Annotated in this window: 10 protein-coding genes; 5 read left to right on the top strand and 5 right to left on the bottom strand. The window is 63.1% G+C overall.

What is annotated here, in order from left to right; translation table 11 throughout:
• Nucleotides 1–164: 164 nt before the first annotated feature.
• A complete protein-coding gene (bshA, locus tag E5Z01_RS00905; protein WP_135227646.1) occupies nt 165–1316 on the top strand; it encodes an N-acetyl-alpha-D-glucosaminyl L-malate synthase BshA in 1152 nt (383 codons plus the stop codon).
• A gap of 677 nt (nt 1317–1993) precedes the next feature.
• Here bshA and E5Z01_RS00900 read toward each other — a convergent pair.
• The 3 genes from E5Z01_RS00900 to sucC all read right to left on the bottom strand — a co-directional run bounded on the left by E5Z01_RS00900 (nt 1994) and on the right by sucC (nt 4739).
• Entirely contained in the window at nt 1994–2554 is a 561-nt protein-coding gene (locus E5Z01_RS00900) for a cupin domain-containing protein (RefSeq protein WP_135227645.1), read from the bottom strand.
• A gap of 117 nt (nt 2555–2671) precedes the next feature.
• A complete protein-coding gene (gene sucD / locus E5Z01_RS00895; protein ID WP_135227644.1) occupies nt 2672–3577 on the bottom strand; it encodes a succinate--CoA ligase subunit alpha in 906 nt (301 codons plus the stop codon).
• A 1-nt stretch (nt 3578) separates the two neighbouring features.
• Nucleotides 3579–4739, bottom strand: a complete 1161-nt coding sequence (gene sucC, locus E5Z01_RS00890; RefSeq protein ID WP_135227643.1) for an ADP-forming succinate--CoA ligase subunit beta — start codon at nt 4737–4739, stop codon at nt 3579–3581.
• A 282-nt stretch (nt 4740–5021) separates the two neighbouring features.
• On the opposite strand from sucC, the gene E5Z01_RS00885 reads away from it, so the two are divergent.
• The 4 genes from E5Z01_RS00885 to E5Z01_RS00870 all read left to right on the top strand — a co-directional run bounded on the left by E5Z01_RS00885 (nt 5022) and on the right by E5Z01_RS00870 (nt 7913).
• Nucleotides 5022–6068: a M24 family metallopeptidase gene (locus E5Z01_RS00885; RefSeq protein ID WP_135227642.1), complete on the top strand. Its 1047-nt coding sequence runs from the start codon at nt 5022–5024 to the stop codon at nt 6066–6068.
• The gene (locus tag E5Z01_RS00880) at nt 6065–6436 is read left to right on the top strand and encodes a septal ring lytic transglycosylase RlpA family protein (protein ID WP_240738112.1); all 372 of its coding nucleotides are present in this window, start codon (nt 6065–6067) and stop codon (nt 6434–6436) included. Before E5Z01_RS00885 ends, E5Z01_RS00880 begins: the two co-directional genes overlap by 4 nt.
• A gap of 116 nt (nt 6437–6552) precedes the next feature.
• Nucleotides 6553–7008, top strand: a complete 456-nt coding sequence (locus E5Z01_RS00875) for a YbjN domain-containing protein (protein WP_119761753.1) — start codon at nt 6553–6555, stop codon at nt 7006–7008.
• A 122-nt stretch (nt 7009–7130) separates the two neighbouring features.
• On the top strand, nt 7131–7913 hold the full coding sequence (locus tag E5Z01_RS00870; RefSeq protein ID WP_135227641.1) for a nitroreductase family protein: 783 nt from the start codon (nt 7131–7133) through the stop codon (nt 7911–7913).
• A gap of 132 nt (nt 7914–8045) precedes the next feature.
• Here the strand turns inward: E5Z01_RS00870 and secA are convergent, their stop codons facing one another.
• Entirely contained in the window at nt 8046–10655 is a 2610-nt protein-coding gene (gene secA, locus E5Z01_RS00865) for a preprotein translocase subunit SecA (RefSeq protein ID WP_135227640.1), read from the bottom strand.
• Between the two features lie 230 nt (nt 10656–10885).
• The gene (locus tag E5Z01_RS00860) at nt 10886–12985 is read right to left on the bottom strand and encodes a S8 family serine peptidase (RefSeq protein WP_240738111.1); all 2100 of its coding nucleotides are present in this window, start codon (nt 12983–12985) and stop codon (nt 10886–10888) included.
• Between the last annotated feature and the right edge of the window lie 10 nt (nt 12986–12995).

Genomic DNA, 12995 nt, shown 5'->3' with positions numbered 1-12995 from the left:
CCGACGATGGCCTTTATCAGGCACCATCGTGACTGACGATACCAAGAATGATCCAACAATTATTCGTAAGTGAATATTTTCACGATTAAACCTTCCCGTGAACTTTTTGTTTCCTCTTATAAAGCTGAAGTGCAACTGACGCCTGGCACCTATACTCGGCATTCATGACGTCTGATTCACTCAAAATCGCAGTGCTGTGCCACACGGGCGCGGGGGGCTCCGGGGTGGTCGCGACGGAACTGGGCCTGCAAATTGCCGACGCCGGACACGAGGTACATTTTGTCGGAACCGCCATGCCCTTTCGGCTGATGGGGCATCATGGCGGCTTTCGCGGGCCTTACTTTCACCAGGTGAGCGGCTACGCTTACGCCCTGTTCGAGCAACCCTTCCCGGAGTTGTCGGCGGCCAACACGCTGACCGAAGTCATTCTGGAACACGGCATTCAACTCACGCACGCCCACTACGCCATTCCGCACGCCACGGCGGCGAACCATGCAAGGGCCATCACCTGCAAAACGCGGGTCATGACCACGCTGCACGGCACGGATGTCACCCTGGTAGGCGCCGAACCCACTTTCAAGCACACCACACGCCACGCCATCGAACGCAGTGACCACGTGACTGCCGTTTCTCAGTTTCTGGCGAACGAAACGCGGGAAGTGTTCGGCGTCGACCGGGACATCGAGGTGATCTACAACTTCGTGGACAGTGACCGCTTCGTGCGGATTACTGATCCGGCGGTGCGGGCAAGATTCGCGCACCCAGACGAGGCGTTGATCGTTCACGTGAGCAACTTCCGCCCGGTCAAGCGCGTAGAGGATGTCGTCAAGGTGTTTGCTCGGGTGTCGAGCGAAATTCCCGCCCGCTTGCTGATGATCGGGGACGGCCCGGAGCGTCCCAGGGCCTTCGACCTGGCGCGAGAACTGGGCGTGATCGGCCGCACGGCCTTCCTGGGTTCCTTTCCGGACGTGCAGACCATCCTGGGGATCAGCGACCTGTTCCTGCTGCCCAGCAGCAACGAGAGCTTCGGCCTGGCGGCGCTGGAGGCCATGTCCTGTGAAGTGCCGGTGGTCGCCTCCAGTGCCGGGGGCATTCCCGAGGTGGTCGAGCACGGCGTGACCGGCTTCATGACGGATGTAGGCGACGTGGACGCGATGGCGGACGCGGCGCTGAAAATTCTGCGCAGCCGCGACGTCTACCAGCGCATGGGACAGGCCGCCCGTGAGGCCGCCATCACGCGGTTTCACCCGCGCCTGATCGTGCCACGTTATCTGGAGGCTTACGTGAAGACCATTGCCCAGCGGCGCCCGTGCTGAAAGGTTCGTAGAAAAGGATGAAAGGCTGCGACTTCCTCTGAATCGAGGGAGATTCGCAGCCTTCAGCTAATCAGTGGCTTAGCGGGTTACTTTTTGGGGCCTTTGGGTGGCGTGGTGGGCTTGTCCGGTTTATTGCCGGGGTTTTCACTGGGCTTCCCACCTTTGTCGTCCTTATCCGCCTCGTCTGTCGGGAGTCTCGGCTTTGCCATCTTTGGGCTGAGCCTGGCCATTCTGAGTGTGCGCCTCGGCCTGACGGTTCACCACGGCAGCAAGCGGGGGCGAGGCCACTCTGCCACTGTTCAACGGGAATTCTATCTTCACGGCGTCCGGCGTTGACTGTGCTGGGCACGGCGCCAGCAACCTTCAGCAGCTGCACCGTTCCACCGGCTTTCAGAAACTCCTGAAGGACAGGCAGGCCTTTGTCCGTCACAGTCTGCGGCACTTTCACGGTGGTGGTCGTGGGCGCGGGGGCAGTCTGGGCAAGGCCTGTACCGAACAGCATGGCTCCAGTCAGTAGCAATGGTTTAAGCATTTTTATCCCTCCGCTGCTCAACTTAGGTGGCTTTCTTGACATGCACCTGACACCAAAATGAGTCTGGCGCAGGAAAATGTTGGCAGGAAAGCCTCATGGCAACAAAAAATCCCCACGAGGGGGAGTGAGAGCGACCATTCATGGTTTACTGAATATTTAAAGAAATGCTCGTTTTGGCATCCACCGGTTTAACGACCACCGCACCGCGAACTTCCACCATCATCACATTCCAGCCTTTATTGAGGTCGGCACTGTAATTCCGGCTGGCCGTCACCGTCACGGGCGCGCTGGCCCACACCACGAACAACTCCCCTTTGCCCACCTGAGCGCGAACTTCCTTGAGGGGCTCATTTTCCTGGCGTTTGCCGTCGCCGTTCACGTCGCGGTAGGTGAACAGTTTCAGCTCGGCAGCCTGAGCACTGGCCGTGGCCTTCCCGAAGTCGATGAGGCCCGGCCACGACAGGCGGTTGTCCACCGGCACCAGAGCGCGGGCCGGGGGCGCAGATTCAGGTAAGACCAGCTGAAAGGTCTTTCCGTTCACGGGGGCGCTGACCAGTTCCGCCACCGGCTGCCCGAAAGCCGTGACAGCCCACGCACTCACGCGCAGATCGGCGGGGGCACTTCCCTGCACGGAACCAGCAATGCTGATTGCCGAGGCCGAAGCGGCAAGAAGCAGGGTACTGAGGGCAAGGAGACGACTCTTCATACCTTTATTGTAAGAGTTCGGCTGATGCCGATGTGACGTTAAGTGACGATCGGTTCATGAAGCGGTGAATAAAGAAAGGACGCAGCCGAAGCCACGTCCCACCGTGAGAGCCAGCTTTTACTTGTTCAGTGCGGCTTTGACCATGTCGATCATCTCGGGCATGGTGTCGGCCACAGGCACGTTCGCGGCCTTGAAGGCAGCGAGTTTGCTTTCGGGGGTGCCCACGTCGCCCATGATGATGGCGCCGGCATGGCCCATGCGTTTGCCCTTGGGGGCACTGCGACCGGAAATGAAGGCCACCACGGGCTTCTTCATGTTCTGGGCAATGTACTCGGCGGCAGCTTCCTCGTCGGCGCCGCCGATTTCGCCGATCACCAGCACGGCGTCGGTGTCGGGGTCGGCCTCGAACATGGGGAGCACGTCCGCGAAGGTCGTGCCGATCACCGGGTCACCGCCGATACCGACGGTGGTGCTGGTGCCCATGCCGGCGTCGTTCAGCAGTTTGGCGGCCTCGTAGGTGAGAGTGCCCGAGCGGCTGATCAGGCCGATGCGGCCTTTGTTTTCATAAATGCGGTTGGGCATGATGCCGACCTTGCACTCGCCGTTGGTGACCAGGCCGGGGCAATTGCCGCCGATCAGGCGGATGCCCTTGCCGCCCTGGGCGCGGCTGAGTTCGTCAAGGTCGCGGATTTCCTGCACGGCGCGCATCATGTCCACGGTGGGCACGCCCTCGGTGATCAGCACGATCAGCGGAATGCCGGCGTGGGCGGCTTCCAGCACGGCGTCGGCGGCCCCGGCGGGCGGCACGAAGATGATGCTCACGTCCGCGCCGTGTTTCTCTTTGGCCTCGCGCACGCTGTTGTAGATGGGCCACCCCTCGAAGGTCTGCCCGCCCTTGCCGGGCGTGACGCCCGCGACGACCTGGGTGCCGAACTCCTTCATGGCGCGGCTGTGCTTGGCGCCTTCACTGCCGGTCATGCCCTGCACGATGACTTTGCTGTCCTTGTTGACGAGGATGCCCATCTTATTTGCCCTCCGCAGCGTTGGCTTCTCTGGCGGCCACTTCGGCGGCCTCGAACATGGTGGGGTACATCTTGATCAGGTCGCTGTTCTTCTCGGCCAGCAGCGCCTTGGCTTCGTCCTCGGCGGTGCCGGCAATACGCATACGCACGGGCTTGGTCAGGATGCCTTCTTCGAGGGCCTGGATCACGCCTTTGGCCACCTCATCGGCGCGGGTGATGCCGCCGAAGACGTTGATGAAGATGGCCTTCACATCGGGGTCTTTGTTGACGATCTTCACGGCGTTGTACACAATGTCGGCCTTGGCGCCGCCGCCGATGTCGAGGAAGTTGGCGGGTTTGGCCCCCGCGCGGTTCACCACGTCCAGCGTGGTCATCACGATGCCGGCGCCGTTGCCGAGCACGCCCACGTTGCCGTCTTCCAGCTTCACGTAGGCGAAGCCGTGCTGGCTGGCTTCGATTTCCAGGGGGTGCTCCTCGGACAGTTCGCGGTAGCTGGCGAGGTCGGCGTGGCGGTACATGGCGTTGTCGTCGATCTCGAACTTGGTGTCCAGCGCCACGGGCACGCCGTCCTCACCGACGAACAGCGGGTTGATTTCGACCAGCACGGCGTCACGCTCGAAGGCAGCCTTGCTCATCTTGACCATCATGTCGGCGATCTTGTTCAGGTTGCCCTGAAAGCCGGCCTGCAGCGCGATCTGGCGGGCTTCGTAGGGTTGCAGGCCCTTCACCGGGTCGACGCGGTACTTGATGATCTTCTCGGGGGTGGCGGCGGCCACTTCCTCGATTTCCATACCGCCCTCGGCGGAGGCCATCAGCGTGTAGCTCTGCACGTTGCGGTCGACGATCATGCCGACGTAGTACTCTTTGCCCTTATCGATGTCCACGGCCTTGGTGACCAGCACCTTGTTCACGGTGAGGCCCTTGATGTCCATGCCCAGGATGTTCTGTCCGTTCTCGTAGGCTTTCTCGACGGTGGGGCTGAATTTCACGCCGCCCGCCTTGCCGCGCCCGCCCACGTGAACCTGCGCCTTGACGACGACCGGCTGGGCATACTCCTGCGCGATGTTGCGCACTTCCTGGGGGGTGTAGGCGACCTTGCCTTCCTGGACGTTCACGCCGAATTGGCGCAGCAGTTCCTTGCCCTGATACTCGTGAAGTTTCACGGTCTTCTCCTCCTTGAATGGGTCGCCACTAGGTGGCAGTTCAACTTTTTTCCCGAGTTCAAAGTATAAGCCGCCCCTCAAGCCCGCTGGCATTGTTCCCAGCGTGGGAACAGACTGGGCATAAGGGGTAGCGCTCAACGGCGGCGTATGGCCGGGATTCACCGAGGCGGCCACTTCCGCGGGGGATGACCTCTGATGAAGTTCACATCTGGCCCCTTGCTAGACACGCTTTGGCCAACAGGGGCATGCCACGCGCTCCAGGCCGCATGCTAGTTTCCTTGCATGACCATCAATGCTTTGCGGGAGGCCATGCAGCGATCCGGTGTGGACGCCATGTGGATCAGTGGGCCGTCGAATGTCCGGGCCATTTCGGGCTTCACGCACCCCAAAGACGGCAAGGTGCTGGTCACGGCGCAGGAGGCCACGCTGTTCACCGACGCGCGCTACACCGTGCAGGCGCGCGACGAGTCTCGCTTGCCACAGCTCATTGCCCGCCCGCCGGAAACGTACGAGCTGGCGGCGCAGAGCGTCAAGGGGCAGCGCGTGGGCTTCGAGGCCGAGCACCTGACGGTGGCGAATCTGGAAGACCTGCGCAAGTACTGGGCGGACGCGACCCTGGTGCCGCTGCGTGGCGTGATCGAGGGCCTGCGGGCCGTGAAGAGCAAGGAAGAAATCGCGGCGGTGCAGGCGGCGCAAGATCTGGCCGACCGAGCGTTTGCGCACGCCCGCCCGATGATCAAGGCGGGGGTGCGCGAGTGGGACGTGGCCCTGGCCATCGAGGCTTTTCTGCGCCAGGAAGGAGCAGAGAATGCGTTCGACGTGATCGTGGCGAGTGGCCCGCGTGGGGCCATGCCGCACGGCGCAGCGTCCATGCGGGTCATGCAGGACGGCGAACTGGTCACGGTGGATATGGGCGCGAGGCTGAACGGATACCACTCCGACATGACGCGCACGGTCGCCATCGGCACGCCCTCGGGCGAGATGCGCCGCGTCTATCATGCCGTGCTGGAAGCCGAGGAAGCAGCCGTCAAAGCGGTGAAGCCGGGCGTGCGGGCCGCCGACCTCGACCAGCTGGCCCGCGACATACTGACTGGGCATGGACTGGGCGAGGCATTCGCGCACTCGCTGGGGCACGGGGTGGGGCTGGACGTTCACGAGGCTCCGGGCCTGCGCGGCAGCAGTGAGGACGTGCTGAAACCGGGCATGATCATTACCATCGAGCCGGGGGCGTACCTGCCGGACGTGGGCGGCGTGCGCATCGAGGATCTGGTGCTGGTCACCGAGGACGGCTACCGCGTAATGAGCCACTCGCCCAAGGAGAACGTTTGAAAGGGGTCATGCTGGCCGTGCTGGCCTCGGGCGCGCTTTTCAGTTCGGGCTCCGCGCAGCGGGTCAGCGCGAAAACCATTCCGGCCACACCCCAGTCGGTCTTTCAACGGGGCTACGCCGTGTTCTACGGCGGGCGGGCCGACCGCGCCACGCGCATGACGGCGGCGCACCGCTTCCTGCCGTTCGGCACCTGGGTTCGGGTCAGGCATACGGCCACCGGGCGCAGTGTGGTGGTCAAGATCAATGACAGGGGGCCGTTCAACGGTGGCGGGCGGATCATCGATCTGTCGACCACGGCGGCGCGGGCGCTGGGCATCACGCGCCAGGGCGTCGCGCCGGTCAGCCTCACGGTGCTGCCCCGGCCTTAATGCTCGCTGGGGTGTACCGCGCTTGTCAGGTGCCTTGAGTCCAGTGGTGTTAGAATTGTTCGGGTTTGTACCACACTCAGCTCCACTGAAGTGTTCTGATCTTAGGAGGATCGATAATGGAAACTGCTCTGCTTACCCTGGATACCCTGGCCAAATACCTGAAGGAAAAAGAAGTCCAGCTGGACATGGAAGAGAACAACGGCCAGCGTTTCATTCGCATGGGCTGGCGCTTCGAGATGGGCGACGCCGCCGTGCTGGTGTCGGTCAACGACGGCCCGAACAACACCAGCCGCCTGGAAGTCACCTGCGTGACCCAGAAGCAGTACCAGGATCGCCGCAATGAAGTGGCCATGATGCTGAACGACCGCAACCGCGAGCGCGCCTTTGCCCGCAGCATCGACACCGACGGCAACGTGTGGCTGGAGTACGTGGGCTTCTACCCCACCCTGGCCGAAATGCCGCAGGAAACCTTCGACACGCTGTTCGGCGGCGTCCTGATGCACTTCCAGGACGACTACGCCACCCTCGAAGGCTACGTGCCTGGCCCGCAACTTCAGCAGCCCCAGGCTTAATCGGAATGGGCGGCCTCAGCGCCGCCTTTTCCTCTGTCTAATAAGTGAATAGCTTCACGATTAAACCCTGGCGTGAATTTTTTGTTTCTTATAATTTTGATCGAACTGTCATGATGCTCGGTATGGCGGATTATCTGAGTCCCGAAGCCGTTCGCGCTTTTTATGATCATCACCGCACCACCCGCCATTACCTCACAAATGCGGACGGTACGCCCCTGCGCATGCCCGGCGAACACCTTGACGCGGTGCTGTACGCTGCGCAGCGCGCCCCTACCGACGCCACCGCGCAGCTGTACTCGTTCATTCACCTAGATGACCAGCCTCTGCGGCAAACCGTGGCCGAATTGACGCTGAATGCCCATATTGCCAGTTCCTCGGAGGCTTTCGTCGTATGTGCCGACGGGAGGCGTGTCAAGAAGATTCTGGAAGCCAACGCCATTGCTCCCGGTAGCTGGCCTGCCATCGCCGTTCACTTCGGCATTGGGGACGCTGTGATGGCCGGGCAGAACCTGTTGACCGCCGCAGAAATGCTGGGCTACCAGGGCTGCTGGATCGGCGGAGTTATGAACAACCTGGACGCTCTATGCGATGTGCTGAAGCTGCCCGAGGGTGTTCTGCCCTTCGCCGCCCTGACAGTGGGGCGCTCGGCAGAAGACACGCCGCTCAGGCCACGCTTGCCCCGGCCGCTGGTTATTCACCGCAACACGTACAGGGACGGCACGCCCGAAGAACTCCGCGCCGCCACCGAGATCATGAATCCCATTGCCCACCGGCCCGGCAGACCCGGCCAGTGGGCCAGATTGCTGAAAAGTTACTTCGCTGAGGGCGGCAGCATGGAAAAACGCGAGCCGCATCTGCTCGCGGTGATGGAGCGTCAGGGGTTGAAGCCGGAACGCACGGAATGAAGCTCGAAAGATTGTTGGCACTCAATGGGGAAATCCCCCCCTTTAAATGCCGACAATCTTGTTTGTTAACTCCAGTTATCAAAGGTGGTATACAAAAACCAGCACCTTCACCCTAGATGCTGGTCGTAAGTTTTAGCCGGTCTGGCCGAACTGCATGCGGAAGATGTACTTGGTGACTTCCGTTTTGAGGTTGTCGATCATGTCGTTGAACATGTTGGTAGCCTCGAACTTGTACTCGGTGAAGGGGTCGCGCTGGCCGTAGCCACGCAGCCCGATGCCCTGGCGCAGCACGTCCATGCCGTGCAGATGCTCTTTCCAGTGCTGGTCGACGGTTTGCAGCAGCACGTAACGGCTGAGGCTGTTGAGCATGGTGGGGCCCAGTTCTTCCTTGCGGGCGTCGAAGGCGTCGGCCACCGCCCCCAGCAGGCGATCCTGCGCCTCGGCGGGCGTGTTGCTGCGCAGCGAATCGAAATCGAAGCCCTCCAGTTGCGGAACGGCGTCTACCATAGCGGCCCTCAAGCCATCAATGTCCCACTGTTCGTGCGGCAGGTCGATGGGCAGGAAGTTCGCCAGCTGGAAGTCCACGAAGTCCGCGATCATGCCCTCGGTCGATTCCTCGACGTCCTCGTCAGGCCCCAGCAGCACCTCGCGGCGCTGGGCGTACACCGTGTCGCGCTGCTTGCTCATGACGTTGTCGAATTCGAGCAGTTGCTTGCGGGTGCCGAAGTTGCGGTCTTCCACGCGGGCCTGCGCCTTCTCGATGGCCCCGGTGACCATCTTGGCCTCAATCGGCACGGTGTCGTCTGCGCCCAGGCGGCCCATCATGTTCACCACGCGCTCGTTGGCGAAAAGGCGCATCAGGTCATCCTCGAACGACACGAAAAAGCGGCTGCTGCCGGGGTCGCCCTGACGCCCGGCGCGGCCGCGCAGCTGGTTGTCGATGCGGCGCGACTCGTGGCGTTCGGTGCCGATGATGTGCAGCCCGCCGAGTTCCTGCACGCGGGCGTGGTCAGCGATGGTGTCGGCCTGAAGCTGCTGGGCCTGCTGCACGAACTGAGGGGTGATGCCGGGGATTTTCAGGCCCAGTTCCAGCGCCGCCGGGTCTTGCCGGCTGATGGCCTTGAGGAACGCCTCGGCCTCCGGGGCGAAACGGCTGATGCCGAGCTGTTCTTCCAGCGCCTGACCCAGCACGAATTCGGCGTCCCCACCGAGTTTGATGTCGGTGCCGCGCCCGGCCATGTTGGTGGCGATGGTGACGGTGCCGCTGCGGCCCGCCTGCGCGATGATGGCGGCCTCCTGTGCCTCGAATTTAGCGTTCAGGACGCTGTGAGGAATGCCCGCTTCGTTGAGTTTGGCACTCATCTGTTCGCTGGTCACGATGCTGGCGGTGCCGATCAGGATGGGGCGGCCCTGCGCGTGAACCTCCTGCACGTCTTTCACCACGGCGTTGTACTTGCCCTCGCGGGTCATGAACACCTGATCCTCGGCGTCCTTACGCACCACCGGGCGGTTGGTGGGAATCACCAGCACGTCGCTGCCGTAGATGTCCAGGAATTCCTTTTCCTCGGTCTTGGCGGTGCCGGTCATGCCAGCGAACTTGTCGTACAGGCGGAAGAAGTTCTGGTAGGTAATGGTGGCGAGGGTCTGATTCTCGTTCTCGATCTTCACGCCTTCCTTGGCCTCGATGGCCTGGTGCAGTCCCTCACCGAAACGGCGGCCCGGCATGCTGCGCCCGGTGAACTCGTCCACGATGATGACCTCGCCCTCGGCGTTCACGATGTATTCCTTCTCGCGGTGGTACAGCTCCTGGGCGCGAATGGCCTGGGTGATCATGTGGGCCTTGTCCATCGCCTCAGGGCTGTACAGGTCCGGAATGCTGAGCAGGCGCTCGATCTTGCTGATGCCCTGCTCGGTGAGGTGCACGGCCTTGTTTTTTTCCTCGATGGTGTAGTCGCCGGTGGGTTCGGTGCGCACGCCCGGTTCGGCGGGCTGGCCCTTCTGAAGACGCCGGATGAGTTTGGCCATGACGTAGTACTGGTCGGTGGCTTTTTCCGCTGCGCCCGAGATGATCAGCGGCGTGCGGGCTTCGTCGATCAGGATGCTGTCGACCTCGTCGACAATGGCGTAGTGCAGCGGGTGATCGGCACGCAGCACCAGCGCCTCCCGGCTCTGGGCCATGTTGTCGCGCAGGTAATCGAAGCCCAGTTCGCTGTTGGTGACGTAGGTGATGTCGCAGGCATACTGTTCCTGCTTCTGCATGGGCTGAAGGTCGCGGGTCGACAGGCCCACCGTGAGGCCCAGGGTGCGGTACAGCAGCCCCATTTCCTCCTGACCCACGCGGGCCAGGTAATCGTTCACCGTGACCAGGTGGCAGCCTTTGGCTTCCAGCGCGTTGAGTGACAGCGCCAGTGAGGCCACCAGGGTCTTGCCCTCGCCGGTTTTCATCTCGGCGATGCGGCCCTGGTGCAATGCGGCCCCGCCCACGAGCTGCACGTCGTAGTGGCGCTTGCCGATAGACCGGCGGCCCGCCTCGCGGATCAACGCGAAGGCCGGGACGATCACGTCGTCCAGGGACTCGCCGCCCTCCAGCACGCGGCGGCGCAGGGCCATGAAGGCCTCGGCGAGATTCTCGACTTTCATCGTCTCTTCTTCAAGGGCGTTGACGGGATTCACGATCGTTTTAAAGATCCTCTCCACGTCACGCTTGTTGGTATCGAACATCTGGTTGAGAACACGGAACATGACACGCGAGTATACCCTGCCAGACCGGCAAAAGTGCTGACCCGCACAGTGCCGAACAGCCTGCCCAACACAGTGCCGAATTCCCCACCCCGGCGCTTTGGCCGATGCCGCCGGGCTTCAGCTTCCTGTCCGCGCGGAACTGGAAGCCCCGCGTGCAGACGCCAGATCAGAACAACAAAAAGACGGGCGGGCGGCCTTGCAGCCCACCACACCCGTCTTGCAGAGAAAGCTCAGTTCTTGACGAGTTTCAACTGGTACTTGTTGAAGGGGTTGTTGTCGTCTTCCGGGGCCTCGGGGTTGCACGAGATGGCGCAACTGGAGACCAGCAGGTAGTACGTGCCGTCCTTGGCGATGGTGTAGCTGACCGCCGAGTCCTGATCGATGCGCGGGTCGCCACGGTCATCGTTGTCGGCCAGCACGGTCTTGCCGTCGGGGCCGAGCAGGAACAGGTAGGAGTCCAGCGTGCCGCCGAGGCGCGCGCGGGCCAGCACGTCGGCCGTGATCTTGTCGCCGGCCTTGGCCTCGAACTTGAAGTAGTCGGCGTCCTGCGGCTTGCCGAACAGGTAGGCGGTCTGGGTGGTCTGGCCGTACTTGATGGGCGTGGCCGTTTCGGGCGTATCGTTCGGCTCGTAAGGATCGACCGGGTTCAGGTCCGGCGAGGTGCCGGTCACCAGGATGCGCTTCATGTCCGGGCGCGAGTAGGTCGAACCGCTGGTGGCGACCAGGGTACCTATATACGTGCCGCGGTCTTCGTTGGCTCCCCCCGTCACCGAGAGGTCGGTGCCGGCCACGTACACGTCGTAGGTGCCGGGCTTGATCTCGGCGAAGCGCGCGACGCCCTGGGCATTGGTCTCGGTGAAATACCAGGGGGTCGAGTCGGTGTTGTCGCCGGGGCGCATGCCTTTGCCGCGCAGCATCACGTCCGCGAAGATGCCGGGGCTGGTGCCCTTCAGGTCGACGTAGCCCACCTCCACCGCTACGTTGGCGCCCTTCTCGGGCAGCGCCGCGCAGTTCAGGTTGGCGGCGATCTTGCCGGCGTCCAGTCGGCCCCAGCCCGTGTCACGGTCAAAGCCGTTCGGGTTGGTGCCGATGCTGCCGTCCGCATTCATTTCCATCACGCGGCGCACCTGGTAAGGCGTGGCCTCGGGGCACTTCTGGATCACCAGGGCCGCCACGCCCGCCGTGTACGGGCCGGAGAACGACGTACCGGAAATCAGTTCAAAGCCGCCGCCCGCCCAGGTGGGGTTGGCCAGAATCACGTCCTGACCGGGTGCCCCGGTGGAGATGTGGCGCCCCGCCGTGCTGAAGGTCACGCGGCGGTTGCTGCCGTCCAGGGCAGCCGAAGCGATCACGCCCGGCATGCCGGCCGGAAACTGGAACTGATCCTGGTAGGTGTTGCCGGCCGAGGCGACCACCACGATGCCCTGATCCATGGCGTAATCGAAGGCGTCCTTGGTGGCGCCCACGCCCAGGCCGCCGCCCCAGGAGTTGTTGATGACCCGCGCACCGTTGGCCGCTGCCCAGATGGCCGCGCGGGCAATGGCGAAGTCCGAGTAGAACTCGTTGGTGGCCTCGCGCGCGGGGTTGATCATGATGGGGTACCACTTCGCTTCGGGCGCGACCCCCACGATGCCCTTGCCGTTCTTCACGGCCACGATGCTGGAGGCCACGAAGGTGCCGTGTGAAGCGTAGTCGCTGGCGACCAGTTTCTTCCAGGCTTCGCCGCTGGTGTAGGTCTTGTTGGCGTAGGCGTCGTACGCCTTGCCGGCCCAGTTGGCGGCCAGATCCGGGTGGGTCACGTCGCCGGGGTCGTCCATGACCGCCACGATGACGCCCTTGCCGGTCAGGCCCTTGTCCCAGGCGGCCTTGGCGTTCAGGTGCCGGGGGTCGAGGGCGTACTGCGGCAGCTCGTCGAAGATCTGGTCGGACGGCACACCCTGCGCGGCCAGCGGGGCGCCGCCGTGGGTCACCACGTCGGTTTTCGCCACGGCGGAGTTGACGATGGCGTACCGCAGGCCCGAGACGCCGCGCGCCTTGGCGGAGACCTTCAGGGCGTCGCCACTGACGCGCACCAGGGCGGTCTGAATTTCCGGCAGGCGGTCGAGCACCGTACCGTTCATGGCTTTGGCCGCCGCTTGCAGCGAGGCTTCGTCGGTGTAGCCGACCAGCACCTCGTTCTGTACGTAGCGCAGTGAGCCGGCGCTGGTCAGGCCGGTGGGCGAGGCCGAGACGGGCTGGCTGGCGGTGGGGGCGCTGGGTTGACCGCAGCCCGCGAGGAGGGCCGTGAGGGTCAGGCCCGCAAGAAAGGGAAGGGAGTGTTTACGCATCATGGTTCGTCCT

The sequence above is a fragment of the Deinococcus fonticola genome (assembly GCF_004634215.1).
GTDB lineage: Bacteria > Deinococcota > Deinococci > Deinococcales > Deinococcaceae > Deinococcus > Deinococcus fonticola.
The sequence above is the reverse complement of the archived record's forward strand: the minus strand, read 5'-3'. Positions and strand labels throughout refer to the sequence as shown.

Bases quoted from the DNA above. Each gene is read 5' to 3' on its own strand.
- bshA (WP_135227646.1), top strand. From the start codon at position 165: ATGACGTCTGATTCACTCAAAATCGCAGTGCTGTGCCACACGGGCGCG.
- E5Z01_RS00900 (WP_135227645.1), bottom strand. From the start codon at position 2,554: ATGAAGAGTCGTCTCCTTGCCCTCAGTACCCTGCTTCTTGCCGCTTCG.
- sucD (WP_135227644.1), bottom strand. From the start codon at position 3,577: ATGGGCATCCTCGTCAACAAGGACAGCAAAGTCATCGTGCAGGGCATG.
- E5Z01_RS00885 (WP_135227642.1), top strand. From the start codon at position 5,022: ATGACCATCAATGCTTTGCGGGAGGCCATGCAGCGATCCGGTGTGGAC.
- E5Z01_RS00875 (WP_119761753.1), top strand. From the start codon at position 6,553: ATGGAAACTGCTCTGCTTACCCTGGATACCCTGGCCAAATACCTGAAG.
- E5Z01_RS00870 (WP_135227641.1), top strand. From the start codon at position 7,131: ATGGCGGATTATCTGAGTCCCGAAGCCGTTCGCGCTTTTTATGATCAT.
- secA (WP_135227640.1), bottom strand. From the start codon at position 10,655: ATGTTCCGTGTTCTCAACCAGATGTTCGATACCAACAAGCGTGACGTG.
- E5Z01_RS00860 (WP_240738111.1), bottom strand. From the start codon at position 12,985: ATGATGCGTAAACACTCCCTTCCCTTTCTTGCGGGCCTGACCCTCACG.